The sequence below is a fragment of the Photorhabdus sp. P32 genome, from assembly GCF_038085095.1.
GTDB classification, from domain to species: domain Bacteria; phylum Pseudomonadota; class Gammaproteobacteria; order Enterobacterales; family Enterobacteriaceae; genus Photorhabdus; species Photorhabdus luminescens.
This window is the reverse complement of sequence record NZ_JAZGJN010000243.1, coordinates 18,101-33,213: the sequence shown is the minus strand read 5'-3', so window position 1 is coordinate 33,213 and position 15,113 is coordinate 18,101. Positions and strand designations below refer to the sequence as shown.

At 41.2% G+C, this 15,113-nt stretch carries 15 protein-coding genes; 7 read left to right on the top strand and 8 right to left on the bottom strand.

All coding sequences use genetic code 11. From position 1 onward, the window contains the following. Window positions 1-575: 575 nt before the first annotated feature. Window positions 576-1,181: a glutathione transferase GstA gene (gene gstA / locus V2H77_RS08440; protein ID WP_341498442.1), complete on the top strand. Its 606-nt coding sequence runs from the start codon at window positions 576-578 to the stop codon at window positions 1,179-1,181. 46 nt (window positions 1,182-1,227) lie between these two features. Here the strand turns inward: gstA and pdxY are convergent, their stop codons facing one another. The 4 genes from pdxY to anmK all read right to left on the bottom strand — a co-directional run bounded on the left by pdxY (window position 1,228) and on the right by anmK (window position 5,524). After that, entirely contained in the window at window positions 1,228-2,091 is an 864-nt protein-coding gene (gene pdxY, locus V2H77_RS08435) for a pyridoxal kinase PdxY (protein WP_341498441.1), read from the bottom strand. Window positions 2,092-2,314: 223 nt separating this feature from the next. Next, window positions 2,315-3,589, bottom strand: coding sequence for a tyrosine--tRNA ligase (gene tyrS / locus V2H77_RS08430; RefSeq protein ID WP_341498440.1), 1,275 nt, complete (start codon window positions 3,587-3,589; stop codon window positions 2,315-2,317). Window positions 3,590-3,708: 119 nt separating this feature from the next. Further along, complete coding sequence (gene pdxH / locus V2H77_RS08425) at window positions 3,709-4,362, bottom strand: pyridoxamine 5'-phosphate oxidase (protein ID WP_341498439.1); 654 nt, start codon at window positions 4,360-4,362, stop codon at window positions 3,709-3,711. 49 nt (window positions 4,363-4,411) lie between these two features. Continuing rightward, the gene (anmK, locus tag V2H77_RS08420; RefSeq protein WP_341498444.1) at window positions 4,412-5,524 is read right to left on the bottom strand and encodes an anhydro-N-acetylmuramic acid kinase; all 1,113 of its coding nucleotides are present in this window, start codon (window positions 5,522-5,524) and stop codon (window positions 4,412-4,414) included. 347 nt (window positions 5,525-5,871) lie between these two features. Between anmK and V2H77_RS08415 the strand changes: the two genes are divergently transcribed. Further along, window positions 5,872-6,342 carry a glycine zipper 2TM domain-containing protein gene (locus V2H77_RS08415; RefSeq protein WP_088374491.1) on the top strand — a complete coding sequence of 157 codons (471 nt, stop codon included), beginning with the start codon at window positions 5,872-5,874 and terminating at the stop codon, window positions 6,340-6,342. 87 nt (window positions 6,343-6,429) lie between these two features. Here the strand turns inward: V2H77_RS08415 and slyA are convergent, their stop codons facing one another. Together slyA and V2H77_RS08405 are read right to left on the bottom strand one after the other, a co-directional pair. Then, window positions 6,430-6,861: a transcriptional regulator SlyA gene (gene slyA, locus V2H77_RS08410; protein ID WP_036805437.1), complete on the bottom strand. Its 432-nt coding sequence runs from the start codon at window positions 6,859-6,861 to the stop codon at window positions 6,430-6,432. Window positions 6,862-7,419: 558 nt separating this feature from the next. Then, window positions 7,420-7,659: a DUF1289 domain-containing protein gene (locus V2H77_RS08405; RefSeq protein ID WP_214089253.1), complete on the bottom strand. Its 240-nt coding sequence runs from the start codon at window positions 7,657-7,659 to the stop codon at window positions 7,420-7,422. Between the two features lie 172 nt (window positions 7,660-7,831). On the opposite strand from V2H77_RS08405, the gene gloA reads away from it, so the two are divergent. Together gloA and rnt are read left to right on the top strand one after the other, a co-directional pair. Continuing rightward, window positions 7,832-8,245 carry a lactoylglutathione lyase gene (gene gloA, locus V2H77_RS08400; RefSeq protein ID WP_265514934.1) on the top strand — a complete coding sequence of 138 codons (414 nt, stop codon included), beginning with the start codon at window positions 7,832-7,834 and terminating at the stop codon, window positions 8,243-8,245. Beyond that, the gene (gene rnt / locus V2H77_RS08395; protein WP_265377509.1) at window positions 8,245-8,901 is read left to right on the top strand and encodes a ribonuclease T; all 657 of its coding nucleotides are present in this window, start codon (window positions 8,245-8,247) and stop codon (window positions 8,899-8,901) included. Before gloA ends, rnt begins: the two co-directional genes overlap by 1 nt. A 191-nt stretch (window positions 8,902-9,092) precedes the next feature. On the opposite strand, the gene V2H77_RS08390 is transcribed toward rnt, so the two are convergent. After that, window positions 9,093-9,440, bottom strand: coding sequence for a Grx4 family monothiol glutaredoxin (locus V2H77_RS08390; RefSeq protein WP_341498438.1), 348 nt, complete (start codon window positions 9,438-9,440; stop codon window positions 9,093-9,095). Between the two features lie 824 nt (window positions 9,441-10,264). On the opposite strand from V2H77_RS08390, the gene purR reads away from it, so the two are divergent. Then, window positions 10,265-11,290, top strand: coding sequence for an HTH-type transcriptional repressor PurR (gene purR, locus V2H77_RS08385; protein ID WP_049581318.1), 1,026 nt, complete (start codon window positions 10,265-10,267; stop codon window positions 11,288-11,290). Between the two features lie 6 nt (window positions 11,291-11,296). On the opposite strand, the gene punR is transcribed toward purR, so the two are convergent. Further along, on the bottom strand, window positions 11,297-12,205 hold the full coding sequence (punR, locus tag V2H77_RS08380; RefSeq protein WP_049581317.1) for a DNA-binding transcriptional activator PunR: 909 nt from the start codon (window positions 12,203-12,205) through the stop codon (window positions 11,297-11,299). Between the two features lie 147 nt (window positions 12,206-12,352). Here punR and punC point away from each other — a divergent pair, with 147 nt between their 5' ends. Continuing rightward, on the top strand, window positions 12,353-13,549 hold the full coding sequence (gene punC / locus V2H77_RS08375) for a purine nucleoside transporter PunC (RefSeq protein ID WP_341498437.1): 1,197 nt from the start codon (window positions 12,353-12,355) through the stop codon (window positions 13,547-13,549). A gap of 297 nt (window positions 13,550-13,846) precedes the next feature. Beyond that, the gene (gene cfa, locus V2H77_RS08370; protein ID WP_341498436.1) at window positions 13,847-14,998 is read left to right on the top strand and encodes a cyclopropane fatty acyl phospholipid synthase; all 1,152 of its coding nucleotides are present in this window, start codon (window positions 13,847-13,849) and stop codon (window positions 14,996-14,998) included. Window positions 14,999-15,113: the final 115 nt, after the last annotated feature.

Here is a 15,113-nt window from a genome sequence, read left to right as displayed (position 1 = left end):
AATCAAAACAATTAATAATCTTTATAATGACTTAGTCGAAAACTTTAATGAAGAGACTAAAAAACATATATTCACAAGAAAATATAGGCACTGCCTGGTCTATTTTAGTGCCTTCACAAATAAATTCAATTTATTTTCCTATGATTACAAATCATTTAACAAGAATAATAAATTAATTATCTTATAACCACTATAAGATAATTTTTTGCAACTATCAATAATCTCTATTATTTATTCCGTATAATATAACCAGTTGTGAAATATGCTATATAACACAAAATACGGGGAAGTTATGGATAAGTCACTTCATCCATAACTTCCCCCTAAATTTCTATATTAATGCACCCAATTTACCCCAAAATAATAATGAAAAAGCCAGATAACCGCTCATATAATCAAGGGTATAAGAAAGCATTAATCAAGATATGCTCATACCACCTGATATCTATTCAATCATTAATTTGCTATAACATATTTCCATATGTCGTGGTAGTATATGCCAAGGCTATGAAAAATGCCTTACTGAGTTCCTTTGTCCTATATATCTATTACCGGAAATTTTTAAGGAGCGATACATGAAACTTTATTACCAACCTGGAGCTTGTTCCCTATCACCCCATATCATACTTCGTGAAGCAGGGCTTGATTTCAGCGTGATTAAAGTTGATCTGAAAACTAAAAAAACAGAGGATGGCGACGATTTTTTCGCAGTCAACCCAAAAGGCCAAATACCCACTCTTCTGTTAGATAACAATGAAATCCTCACCGAAGGAGCTGTTATTGTTCAATATATTGCCGACCAGAAACCGGACAAAAAATTAATTGCGCCAGCCGGAACTATGGAGCGATATCATCAACTTGAATGGCTTAGCCATATTTCCAGCGAAATTCATAAAGGATTTTCACCCCTGTTCATGCCAGGGACACCAGAAAATTATCGCCCTGTTGCTATTAATAATCTACTTAAGAGATTCAAGTATATAGATGAAGTATTAGCAAAACAGCCATACATTGCCGGGGAGCATTTTACTGTTGCTGACGCTTATTTATTCACGCTCAGTAACTGGGCGCCTTTAGTGCAATTGGATCTATCCAATCTGGTTCATCTTAAAGCTTATCAAAAGAAAATTGCAGAACGTCCACATGTTCGTGATGCATTGAAAGCCGAAGGATTAATTTAAAAATAAAAAACCGTTCCACACAATATCAGTGGAACGGTTAAATGCCTTAATCCAATGGTGTCGCACAGAATTTATGACCAGGCGCCGCCATTCTGTCCTGAGCAGCTACAATTTGTAGTTCGTATTCGCCCATATCTTTCGTTGTTACCATCACTTCATAAACCGCAGCTGCGACATGCTCAAGGGCATTCTGTAAAGACTCGCCTTTTAATAGGCTAACTAATAACAAGCCGCTAGTTAAATCACCAACACCAACCGGCTGACGTTCGCCAAAATCCACCAAAGGCCGACTCACATGCCAGCTATGTTCTTTAGTCACTAATAGCATTTCAAAATGATCAGCCCGATAACCAGCACGACTAAGGTGTTTAACCAGTACAATCTCCGGCCCTTTCTCACATAATGTTCGAGCAGCCACAACGGCCTGTTCTACATTAGCCACTTTCTGCATACTGAGTGTTTCAAGCTCCAGCAAATTCGGCGCAATGATATCACTGACAGGGAGCGCTTCTTCACATAAAAATTCGGCCACCCCAGGCACCACAATACAACCTTTTTCTGGGTGACTCATAACGGGATCGCAGAAATACCAAGCATCAGGATTCACCGCTTTTACCCGTTTCACTATATCGATAATATGGCTCCCCTGTTCTGCTGAACCGATATATCCACTCAGTACCGCATCACAAGATTTGAGCTGTTCGATTTCTTCTATGCCCTGAACGATCTCTGTAAGATGGTTCGCTGGCATAATACACCCTTTCCATTGAGCATATTGGGTGTGATTTGAAAACTGTACTGTATTCAACGGCCATACGTTTACCCCCATCCGACGCATAGGGAATTCCGCAGCGCTGTTACCAGCGTGACCAAAAACAACATGGGATTGAATTGAAAGAATATTTTTCACAATGACGACCTATATTTTATTCTGGCTTTTGTTTATAAGATTAAAGTCATAGTAAGAGAAAGGGCAACATTATCGTTGCCCCATCATATACCCGTCATCTTTCAAGTTGCCTCTTTGTTGGCTGCACTCGCTCACCCGGTCACATAGTTATCTATGCTCCCGAGGATTCGCTCCCTTGCCGTCGCGATGCATCTTGAAATACATAGGGTATATATAATATTAGTTATTTCCAGCAGATCAAACAATCGTGTTTTTTACCACGACGCAGCAGAGTGTAACGATCAAACAAACGGTTACTGTCAGTAAACAGATATTCAGGTTCAGATTGTTTTTCACCATTAACTGCGACAGCGTTGGAACTGATCATTGTACGCGCCTGACCACGAGAAGGTACTAACCCAGCATTAACCAAAGCTTGTTGCAAATCTGCACCTTTTTCCAACTCAATTACCGGCATACCATCCTGTGCCAATTGAGCAAAATCCGCTTCGGTCAAATCAGCAACAGCCCCGGAGAATAAACTTTCTGTAATCCGTTTAGCGGCTGCCAACCCTTCTTCACCATGCACCATACCGGTGACTTGTTCTGCCAACACATACTGAGCACGAGGAGCTTTGCCGCTATTTTTATCTTCTTCTTCCAAAGCATCAATATCTTCAAGATTCATAAAGGTAAAGAATTTCAGGAAGCGATAGACATCGGCATCCGCAGTGTTAATCCAGAATTGATAGAATTTATACGGGCTGGTTTTCTTCGGCTCCAACCAAACAGCGCCCCCTTCCGTTTTGCCAAACTTAGTGCCATCAGATTTCGTGATCAATGGAACGGTCATGCCAAATACTTGTTTCTGGTTGATACGACGAGTTAGATCAATACCAGAAGTAATATTCCCCCACTGGTCAGAACCACCAATCTGTAACTCAACACCATGTACTTCATTCAGGCGAGCAAAATCATAGGATTGCAGTAGGTTATAAGAAAACTCAGTGAAAGAGATTCCCACATCATCACGGTTCAAACGCTGTTTAACCGCCTCTTTATTAATCATTTGATTAACTGAGAAATGTTTACCGATATCACGCAGGAAAGTCAGAACATCCATGTTGCCAAACCAATCATAATTATTGGCTGTTTTAGCGCTATTTTCGCCACAATCAAAATCGAGGAAAGGTGAAACCTGTCTACGGATTTTTTCTACCCACTCTTTAACGGTATCTTCAGTATTCAGTTTACGTTCGGCGGCTTTGAAACTTGGATCGCCAATCAAACCCGTAGCCCCACCAACTAACGCCACAGGTTTATGCCCGGCTAGCTGGAATCGTTTTAAACACAGCAAGGGAACCAGATGCCCCAAATGCAAGCTGTCAGCGGTCGGATCGAAACCACAATAGAGGGAGACAGGGCCCTGCGCCAGTCTCTCCGCTAACGCATTCTCATCCGTCACCTGGGCAATGAGGCCCCGCTCTTGCAGTTGTTTTATCAGGTTATTGCTAGACATTAATGACTCCATCAATTTGTGTATTTTGTCTGTTGTATAAATCGCTACTTAAAAAGAGTGCGGCATAGCATAAAACGCCGATATTATAAGTGCTAGTATTAAAAATGATAATCCACGATTTATGGCGCAAGCCTGTCAATATGCCAGCCATCACCTTGCCGTTGATAAATAAACCGATCATGGAGCCGGTTTGCGCCGCCTTGCCAAAATTCAACAGAATCAAAGGTCACTTTAAATCCTCCCCAAAAGCTAGGTAAAGGCACTTCACCATTCAGGAATTTCTGTTTTAGTTCAAGGAATTTCCCTTCTAAAACGCCGCGGGCGGAAATACGAGAAGATTGTTGTGACGCCCATGCGGCAATCTGACTATCTCTGGGACGACTATGGAAATATTTCACCACTTCAACAGGAGAAAGACGTTCCGCTTTACCAAGAAAAGAGACTTGCCTTTCCAGAGGATACCAAGGGAAATGGAGGCTGATTTTGCTATTGTGCGCCAAATGTTTTGCTTTCCGGCTGCCTAAATTTGTATAGAAAACCAAGCTATTTGTATCAAAATGCTTCAATAACACAATACGTTGATATGGTTGACCATTCTCATCAACCGTTGCTATACACATTGCAGTTGGATCACTCAACTTAGCTTCACATGCCTGCTTGAGCCAACGCTCAAAAAGTTCAATAGGTTCTTTAGTCAAATCTTTACGTCTTAACCCACCGCGAATATATTCACGGCGTAATTCTGCAACATCAAATTCATTATGTTCTGACATTAACGTAGCTCTGTTTATGACTCACTAAATACCAGACAGCTTATCATTGTTATTGATTAATAACAGGATAAATCGCGCCTAAAATAGTTTCAGTACTCGCACCGGTAACAGAGGGTAAATTCCCTGGCGCACCTGACATAGTACGGAATGCTAACCAGGCAAATGCCAGCGCTTCCATATCATCGCCACTTAGGCCATATTTATCTGTCGGGCAAACTTCTGTCCCCGCTAATAATGCGGAAAGTCGACTCATTATCTGTGGGTTACGCGCGCCGCCGCCACAAACCAACAGACGTTCACACCCACCACTCAACATGATTTGCTGTGACACAGACACAGCTGTCAGCTCGGCCAGTGTTGCCTGGACATCGACTGGCGATATGTCAGGAAAATTAGCTAATTGCGCCTCCAACCAACTCATATTGAAATATTCTCGACCTGTGCTTTTAGGAGCTGGTCGTGAAAAGTAGTGATCAGAAAGCATTTGTCTAAGCAACAGGTTATTAACCGTACCTTCCCGCGCCCATTGCGCATCTTTATCATAAGGTTTTTTCTGATGGCGCCATACCCAACTATCCATCAGCATATTGCCCGGACCTGTGTCATACCCTTTGACCGGCGATCCCGGTAATAGCGTCGTTATATTGGCAATACCGCCGATATTGAGAATTATCCTACGTTCTGTCGGATGACCTAAGACGGCGAAGTGAAAAGCCGGAACTAATGGCGCTCCCTGTCCGCCATATGCCATATCCCTCCGACGAAAATCGCCAACCACAGTCATCCCAGTTAAAGCTGCAATACGGTTATTATCGCCAAGTTGCATAGTGAAAGGCGTGTGACTATCCGGCTCATGCCAAACGGTTTGTCCATGACATCCCACAGCGATAATATCACTGGTGGTCAACCCGGTTTTAATCAGTAAGCCTTGTACCGCTTCAGCGAATAAAGAACCAAGTTCATAATCTAACCGACCGATTGCCGATAATGTCGTTTGTTGCCCTTGACAGACTGCGAGAATTTTCTGTTTTAATTCGTGTGGGAATGGATGCGAATAACTGGCTTGCTGAGCCACAACTTTATCATTGATTGCTGCAAGCACCACATCAACGCCATCCAGACTTGTACCTGACATTACACCAATATAACGACCTGACTTTATAACCATTGAATTTGCCTTCCTGCTTAAAATCTGTCTTGATAAAATCAGAAACCACGCCAATAACTATAAAGCGCAGTGGTTTTGGCTGTATATGACTAATAGACAAACTAAGGAATAAAACCTGAGTTTTGGAAACAACTTCACAAAAAATGCTGAATTTCTCATTAATAGCTATTTCTTTTAAAAATCTCTATTGACGTTTAATATATGTTTAGCACTAGATTGCTAATGTACTGGCATTGTATTTGAATAAACTTTTTATTACTTATTGCCAATGCCAGTTGTTAGCCTGATTGCTCAGTAAGCTATCAGATTTCCGCAATCAGGCATCGAAATTAGGAGTTATTATGTTTAAGCACTTTTTAGTTAGCGCGGTTGCCGTCGCTTCATTATCAGGTTGTGTCAACACCGATTCTCTTTCTGGTGATACCTATACTGCTGGACAAGCTAAGCAGGTCCAGACTGTCTCTTACGGTACCATTGTTTCTGTTCGTCCTATCAATATTCAGGCGGGTAGCGATGAAAATGTATTAGGCGCAATTGGCGGCGCAGTTTTAGGAGGCTTGGTTGGTAATACTATTGGCGGCGGCAGCGGCAACACATTAGCGACTGCCGCAGGTGCGATTGCCGGTGGCGTCGCAGGCCAAAATGTTCAGGGAGCTCTTAACACAACTAAAGGTGTAGAACTCGAAATTCGTCGTGACAGCGGTGAAAGCATCATTGTTGTCCAAAAACAAGGCAAAACTGTCTTCCACAAAGGCCAACGTGTAAGACTTGCAGGCCAAGGTAATAATATTACTGTTTCACCTCGCCAATAAGGAGACAGAGATAAGAAAACCGTGACTTCATTTCAGTAAGTCGCGGTCTTCTTTCATCCGGTTAGCATTTCATGGATATCGTAATTACTATCTACTCTGTAATTGGATAATATTTTGCTCTAACTTCTGTACTAAAGTGGAAAGAAAAGCAAGTTCCTCGCGTGAAATACCCTCCAGAATCTCATTTCTTGTAGATTCAATAACACCATCCAACTCCCTAATAACCGATGCAGAATCTTCAGTTAGCTTGATTCTCTTTGCACGACGATCATTGGCACAAGTATGCCGGGTGATAAGTTTTTTTTCCTCAAGTTGATCTAATGTCCTGACCAAAGATGGTTGCTCAATACCGATAGCTTTCGCCAACTGTATCTGAGATTGCTCCTGAGGTAACCGGCTAATATTGTATAACGTTACCCAATGAGTCTGAGTTAATTCTAACGGCTTTAAACGGTAGTCAATTAAAGCACGCCAAATACGAACTAACCGTGCCAGATCTGATCCCAATGTAGATTCCAATTGTCCCTCCTTAAATAACTAGCCTACTAAACATAACAGCCAAATTTTTCTAAATCAGGCTAACTAGCCTTAAAAAAGTATATATAACTTCTGTATAATCACAGTAAATTCTTAGCAACTAACTAATTCAGGTAACTATAACCAAGAACAACTAAACTTAATTTAAACTCAGAACAAAACAATTAACATACAATATTTTTACCATAAAAACTATCAGAACTATGAATACAAGCAGACAGAAACCAATAAATATCATTCAATACTTTATTCAAAGTACTATAAGAATAGCTGTCATCTAAATGCTAAGCTATCTATTTTTACATTAATGTTGTTTTTATTTTACATTTATCACACAATCGAGCTTAAAATTCTATTTAAAACATAAAGTTATAAAAACATTCAAATAAGCTCCCTTAGTCTTTTCGTTAAGTCAGAAATAAAAAAATAACAAACAAAATACTCAAGATTATAGTAGAACATTTATAACTTCGCCAAAAATATAACCCTATATAAGTAAATCATTGAATTGTTAACCCTAATAACATCAAAAATTTCTAATTAAAATAGTGATGGCTGTTCAGGTAGTTCTTCATCTGTCTGATTTTGTGCTCTCAATGCACGTAAATATCTTTGCCGGCACAGTCGCAATACTTCACGTTTTTGCCCATCAGACATTTTCATCCAATTAAATCTTTCTTCCCGGCTGCGATAACACCCCAGACAAAAACCTCGCTCATTAGCCTGACAAATTCCTCGACACGGACTGGGAATAGCAAAAAACTCCAGTTGCTCAGCCATCACATCCCGTTTCCTATACAATTAACATACTATATTTAATTATAAACCTAGATGAGAATAAATTATAATTATGGGCAAATTGAACTGTAACCGTAAGACACGTTATAGTTAGTGGTTTTTGTGCGACCTATCGCACAAAAATATCGGTAAAACCATTAAATTAGAGGTAATTATGCGTTTACTCCATACCATGATCCGTGTTGGCGATCTGCAACGCTCCATTAATTTTTACACTGAAGTGTTAGGAATGCGTCTGCTACGCACCAGTGAAAACACCGAATATAAATACTCACTCGCCTTCGTTGGCTATGCTGATGAAAGCGAAGGAGCAGTCATCGAGTTAACCTATAATTGGGGAGTTGACCATTACGAAATGGGAAGTGCCTTTGGTCACATTGCATTAGGTGTTGATGATGTCGCAGCCACTTGTGAATCTATTCGCAAAGCCGGAGGTAACATTACCCGTGGAGCAGGCCCTGTAAAAGGCGGAACAACCATTATTGCTTTCGTTGAAGATCCAGATGGTTACAAAATTGAACTTATTGAAAACAAAAATGCCAGCAACGCCCTAGGTAACTCGATCTGATGTCCGATAAAAAAGAGCCAAACGTCCTTAGCGGACGTTTTCGCGGTTATTACCCTGTTGTTATTGATGTTGAAACTGGCGGCTTTAATGCCAAAACAGATGCATTACTTGAAATTGCCGCCGTTACACTGGAGATGGATGGTGAAGGTTGGCTAACGCCTGGCGAATCGCTTCACTTCCATATTGAGCCATTTGCAGGAGCCAATCTTGAACCAGCAGCCCTGGCGTTCACCGGCATTGATCCATTAAATCCGCTACGTGGAGCAGTGAGTGAATATGCAGCTCTACACGCTATCTTTAAAATGGTTCGTAAAGGGATAAAAAATAATCACTGTAATCGGGCAATTATCGTTGCTCATAATGCTAGCTTCGATCATAGCTTTGTTATGGCTGCCGCAGAGCGCACCGGACTAAAGCGCAATCCGTTTCATCCGTTTGCAACTTTTGACACCGCTGCTTTAGGCGGCCTGGTATTAGGACAAACAATCTTAGCAAAAGCCTGCATCACCGCCGGCATCCCATTCGACAATCATCAGGCTCACAGTGCTTTATACGATACTGATCGTACCGCTGAATTATTCTGTGAAATGGTTAACCGTTGGAAACAACTTGGTGGTTGGCCATTAGCGACGGCAGCAGAAGAAAAAGCCGGATAAATAGCTGAGCGGCTAGATTAATATAATCAAATCTAAACTTAAGCAATAATACCCCCCATATATCAATATATGGGGAGATAGCATAATAATCTGTCTATACCCGTTATCTTTCAAGTTGCCTCTTTGTTGGCTGCGCTCCCTTGCCGTCGCGATGCATCTTGAAATCCATAGGGTGTTAAGTAATTAAAAAATTACTCTGTCGCGTCTTCGTCCTGAGAACGATATTTATCAGCAGTTTCTTTGATTAATGTTTGTAACTCACCACGCTGATACATTTCAATGATAATATCGCATCCACCTATCAACTCACCTTCCACCCAAAGCTGAGGAAAGGTTGGCCAATTAGCATATTTTGGCAATTCTGCACGAATATCTGGATTTTGCAAAATATCTACGTAAGCAAAACGTTCACCACATGCAGACAAAGCCTGAACAGCCTGAGCAGAAAATCCACAATTTGGCAATTTAGGAGAACCCTTCATATACAATAAAATTGGGTTTTCTTTAATTTGGCGTTCAATTTTCTCAATAGTCGTCATTTTTATTTCCTTTAAACCAACACTATGTTGATAACCAACATCGTCACAATATTACGGAGAATACCATTTTCTCTCACTAAGATGTATCCTGATCTTTTCTTATCCCGGCGCAGATGGCATCATTCTCACTGTTATTTATCGTAGAAGTCGTTAGGATAACCAGAAACTTACCGATACAACGGTGGAAGATTTTGGTGCTGGACTAGGCTTCGCGGGCTAGGAAAACAGATAGCAGTCCGGCTATCGTGAATACGTCAAGCAACTACCACTAGCAAATTTCTGGGCGTTAATTAACTGGGAATTTGTTACAGAAAATCTGGCTTAACAACCATCAAATTAATTCATTACTATTTGTTTTAATACTCAAACTGTTTTAACACTCAAAGACAAAGGGCAGATAAACCACTGAGACTATCTGCCCAATTTCCTTTAACGTAAAGTCCAATTTTTAAATCATCTAATCCGTTCAAAACATCAGGCAAAGATCAAGCAAAGAGCGGCAAAAATGGCAATCATCACCAACGTGCTGACAGCAGTAAATAAACCAAGCTTCAAATCGGTATTCATAGAACCTCCTCAGAATGAAAAGTTTATAACGACAAATACCAATCTATTGAGATGGTTAATTGCCCTTACATAAGGAAAAGCATAAATAGCGATTACCATACATTTTATAACACTGATTATTGCTTTCACTTTTGAGCCAGATCAGACAAAATTCAGGATTTATCGCTAACTTATTACCAGTGCCTGTGTAAAAGGGCTGGCAAGCGATTAACAAAACGTTTTAAATTTAGACCAAAAGGTCAGGAGTCTTTCACCTCATGGCAACGATCAAAGATGTGGCTAAGCACGCTGGCGTCTCAACCACTACCGTATCCCATGTTATTAATAAAACCCGCTTTGTCGCTGAAGATACTAAAGCTGCCGTTTGGGCTGCTATTAAGGCTCTGAATTATTCACCCAGCGCCGTAGCTCGCAGTCTGAAAGTTAACCACACAAAATCGATCGGATTACTGGCAACGTCCAGTGAAGCCCCCTATTTTGCTGAAGTCATTGAGGCCGTTGAAAACAGTTGTTATAGCAAAGGCTATACGCTGATTTTATGTAACTCACACAATAACATTGATAAACAGAAAGCTTATCTCGCCATGCTGGCGCAAAAACGTGTAGATGGACTGCTGATTATGTGTTCAGAATACCCGGAACAGTTGTTGGGGATGTTGGAAGATTATCGCAATATTCCAATGGTCGTCATGGATTGGGGACAAGTCAGAAGTGATTTCACCGATACGATTATTGATAACGCATTACACGGCGGTTATCTGGCTGGTCGTTATCTTATCGAGCGGGGTCATCGTGATATTGGCGCGATCCCCGGCCCTCTGGCACGAAATACCGGCGGCGGCCGTCATCAAGGATTCTTGAAGGCGTTAAAAGAAGCCAACATTCCGATTAGAGAAGAGTGGATTATTCAGGGGGATTTTGAGCCAGAATCGGGCTATAAAGCTATGCATCAAATCCTCAATCAAAAACAGCGTCCGACTGCGGTTTTCTGCGGCGGAGATGTGATGGCTATGGGGGCTATTTGTGCTGCCGATGAATTAGGATTACGCGTCCCACAGGATATTTCTATCATCGGCTATGACAATATACGCAACGCTCGTTATTTCTCTCCGGCATTGACCACCATTCATCAGCCAAAAGAACGACTGGGGCAAATGGCATTTTCTATGTTACTGGACAGAATAATCAACAAACGTGAAGATGCGCAAACTATTGAAGTACATCCTCGCCTGGTTGAACGACGCTCTGTCGTAGATGGCCCATTTATCGATTATCGTCGTTAATCCGCTCTATTCATCCTGAAGCCATTCAGCATTAAGTGTTTCACTATCGCCAAGATAGTCAAGCAGCCAACTTAATGCTGGAGAATGGCTGTTTTGTACCCATGCCAAACAACATGGACTGTCTGGTAAAGGCTGTTCCAATTCCAGCACGGCTAGTTTCTTCTGCCGAATAAGCGGCATTGCCCTATGCTTAGGCACCATTCCCACACATAACCCTGCGTTTAGACAAGACAGACCAGACTCCCAATCAGGAACCACTAGCCTGCGCTGATTATCCAGATTCCAAGTGTCACGCTTCGGTAAATTACGGGATGTATCTTCAAGACACAAACTGGGATAAGGCCGCATTTGGTCATCAGATAACGGCCCCGGCAACTGAGTCAACTCATGGTCTGCGCTAACTACACATAGCCAGGGCATAAACCCCATATCTCGGAAACTATATCTTTCCCCGACCGGAGCTACCCGGGTTGCTCCAATTGCAACATCAACTCGACTATCCACCAGCGCGTCCCATACACCATTAAACACCTCCTGATGAACAAAAAGTTCTATATCAGGAAAATGGTGATAGAAATTAAGAATAAGCTGACGACTACGTTCCGGTTTGACAACGCGATCAATAGCAATACTAAATTGCCCTCTCCAGCCATTGGCAATTTGTTGACACTGGTGACGAGTGTTAATCATTTTTTTGATAACAGAACGAGCTTCCTTGATAAAAATAGCGCCCGCCTCAGTTAATTCCACATCCCGATGACGACGCTCAAACAACGAAACAGCAAGCCACTCTTCCAATTGTCTTACGGTATAACTGATCGCAGAAGGGACACGGTGAAGCTCCGATGCAGCGGCACTAAAACTGCCTGTTCTGGCAACCGCATCCACGACTTCAAGTGAATATTCCGACCACATAATTTTACCTTTCAATTTTTTTCACAGCATTATGCAAATATTACCATTTCACAAGTAAAAATCACGACATATAGAATGTGTGTCAATATTGTTATCTACCCATCACTGCAAATTATTTCAATCATGACATTCAAAGAGAGCAATCAAATGAAAAACTCAAGTCAGTTCATGTTCTACCTTGCAGGCTTGAGTATGCTAGGTTATCTGGCTATTGATATGTATCTGCCAGCATTCGGCGCTATGCAACAAGAATTAGGTACATCGGCAAACGCAATTAGCGCCAGCCTAAGTATCTTTCTTGCAGGTTTCGCCTTTGCGCAGCTTTTATGGGGGCCTCTTTCAGATCGCTTTGGCAGAAAGCCGATTATCATCACCGGGTTATCCCTGTTTTCTATTGGCTGTCTGGGTATGATGTGGGTAACAGACTCCACCCAACTTTTAGTTTTGCGTTTTATCCAAGCCATAGGTGTCTGTTCAGCCGCTGTCTCATGGCAAGCATTAGTTATTGATCGTTACGATTCCAATCGTACCAAACGTGTTTTTGCAACAATTATGCCCCTGGTTGCGCTCTCCCCTGCTCTGGCGCCTTTGGTAGGGGCCTGGCTGTTGCAACATGGCGGCTGGCGTACCATTTTCCTAGTCTTACTGACAATTACATTATTACTGTTGTTTTTTACTCTGTTCTTGCAAGAAAATCGCAAAAACAGTGAAACTCAAGTGCAAGCAAATAATGTCTCTTTCCTTACGCTATTAAAATCACCACTGTTTAGTGGCAATGTTCTAATATTTGCATCATGTAGCGCCGGGTTTTTTGCCTGGTTAACCGGCTCCCCTTCAATTCTCGGTGAAATGGGATATTCTCCAAACGACATTGGTCTGAGTTATATACCTCAAACCTTAGCCTTTATCGTTGGAGGTTATGGGTGCCGAAGTATTTTGGCCAAAATAAAAAGTGAAATTATTTTTCCTTATCTGTTAGCTGGCTATGCTGTCAGCATGATTGTACTCTATTTGATTGCAAAATTTAGCGAGCCAACTTTATTCACCATTCTGGTGCCTTTCTGCTTTATGGCTGCGATGAATGGCGCGTCCTATCCAATTGCAGTAGCAAATGCTTTATCTGCTTATCCACAAGACAGTGGAAAAGCCACTGCATTACAAAACACGCTTCAATTAGGGCTCTGTTTCATTGCCAGCCTGATCGTATCGACATTTATCAGCAATCCACTTATATCCACAACTACTGTCATGGTTGTTACCGTTGTTCCAATGGCATTAGGATATTTTATACAGTGGAAAAAAAACGCTAATCGCCGCATTCAAACAGTCGAACAGAATTCCTAATATTAATCAAATTGTTATCTCAATAAAGGCTGCTAATTATCAATTAATTTCAGCCTTTATTTATTAATTGATGAAACAATTTTACGCCCTTATACTCAATAAAGCTCTTTATTATAAATCAACTGGAGTTTGAGGTTTTCAGGAGCAATGACTGCCCCCATTAAACTCATGGATTAGTTATCTTTAAGATTTTTTACTTTGATTCTTTGTTATTTTTTGCATTTTGCGTCTTCGCATCCTGCTTTGTTAGCTAAAACGAGCTCCTCAATATTCCATCACCTTAACGTTGGAGAGTATATGAGTTCATCCTGTATTGAAAACCCGAAAACAGCCATTAACTCCTGGCAGAGAATTGCCAATGAGATGCTAGAAAAAGCAGGTATTCAAATTAATGGTCACAATCCTTATGATATCCAGATAAAAAACCCTAATTTCTATAAAAGAGTTTTACAACAAGGTTCGATGGGGTTAGGTGAAAGTTATATGGATGGCTGGTGGGATTGTGAGCGGTTAGATATTTTCTTTTATCGCGTTTTACGCGCTGGATTAGAAAATCAAATGCCCAATAATCTCAAAGATACAGTGAGAATCGCCATAACCCGCTTACGTAATCTGCAAACGCCAAAACGGTCATGGATTGTCGGTCATCAGCATTATGATTTAGGAAATGATCTTTTCACCCGTATTCTTGACCCTTATATGCAATATTCCTGCGGATACTGGAAACAAGCTAAAACACTGGAACAAGCTCAGCTTGATAAGTTGAAACTCATCTGCGAGAAATTGGAACTTTCTCCCGGCATGACTCTGCTGGATATTGGCTGTGGTTGGGGCGGGCTATCGGCTTATGCTGCTAAAAATTATGGTGTTTCCGTCACAGGTATCACTGTTTCAGCCGAACAACAGAAATATGCGCAGGAACAATGTACAAATCTGGCTGTAAAGATCATTCTGACAGACTATCGGGATTTACATGAGCAGTTCGATAGAATTGTTTCTGTCGGTATGTTTGAACACGTTGGACCTAAAAATTATGCGACTTACTTCGACGTTGTTCAAAGAAACCTGAAACCTGATGGCTTATTCCTGCTCCATACTATCGGTTCCAACAAAGCTAAAACCAGCGCTGACCCGTGGATCAGCAAATATATTTTTCCTAATGGCTGCCTGCCTTCGATTGAGCAAATAGCCCACACCAGCAAAAACTGTTTTGTTATGGAAGATTGGCATAACTTTGGCGCAGATTATGATCGCACATTGATGGCCTGGTATGAAAGATTTATTGCCAGTTGGCCTGAAATACAAGATAACTATAGTCCAACATTTAAACGCATGTTTAGCTATTATCTGAATGCCTGTGCAGGCGCATTTCGTGCTCGCGATATTCAATTATGGCAAGTTGTATTCAGTCTAAAAGGTATTGAAGGCGGGTTACGGGTAGCCCGATAGTTAACCAAAAGCTACAGGTTCCCACTGTAGCTTTTAGTCAATACAACATATTCATTTTTAACTCTAAATATTAAAAGGTAAATTTCTATTATAATTTTAAAAAAATCGCTCTATT

What these genes read in the sequence shown, in the direction of transcription:
- gstA (WP_341498442.1), top strand. Translation starts at nt 576, where the DNA reads ATGAAACTTTATTACCAACCTGGAGCTTGTTCCCTATCACCCCATATC.
- tyrS (WP_341498440.1), bottom strand. Translation starts at nt 3,589, where the DNA reads ATGTCTAGCAATAACCTGATAAAACAACTGCAAGAGCGGGGCCTCATT.
- pdxH (WP_341498439.1), bottom strand. Translation starts at nt 4,362, where the DNA reads ATGTCAGAACATAATGAATTTGATGTTGCAGAATTACGCCGTGAATAT.
- V2H77_RS08415 (WP_088374491.1), top strand. Translation starts at nt 5,872, where the DNA reads ATGTTTAAGCACTTTTTAGTTAGCGCGGTTGCCGTCGCTTCATTATCA.
- V2H77_RS08405 (WP_214089253.1), bottom strand. Translation starts at nt 7,659, where the DNA reads ATGGCTGAGCAACTGGAGTTTTTTGCTATTCCCAGTCCGTGTCGAGGA.
- gloA (WP_265514934.1), top strand. Translation starts at nt 7,832, where the DNA reads ATGCGTTTACTCCATACCATGATCCGTGTTGGCGATCTGCAACGCTCC.
- rnt (WP_265377509.1), top strand. Translation starts at nt 8,245, where the DNA reads ATGTCCGATAAAAAAGAGCCAAACGTCCTTAGCGGACGTTTTCGCGGT.
- V2H77_RS08390 (WP_341498438.1), bottom strand. Translation starts at nt 9,440, where the DNA reads ATGACGACTATTGAGAAAATTGAACGCCAAATTAAAGAAAACCCAATT.
- purR (WP_049581318.1), top strand. Translation starts at nt 10,265, where the DNA reads ATGGCAACGATCAAAGATGTGGCTAAGCACGCTGGCGTCTCAACCACT.
- punR (WP_049581317.1), bottom strand. Translation starts at nt 12,205, where the DNA reads ATGTGGTCGGAATATTCACTTGAAGTCGTGGATGCGGTTGCCAGAACA.
- punC (WP_341498437.1), top strand. Translation starts at nt 12,353, where the DNA reads ATGAAAAACTCAAGTCAGTTCATGTTCTACCTTGCAGGCTTGAGTATG.
- cfa (WP_341498436.1), top strand. Translation starts at nt 13,847, where the DNA reads ATGAGTTCATCCTGTATTGAAAACCCGAAAACAGCCATTAACTCCTGG.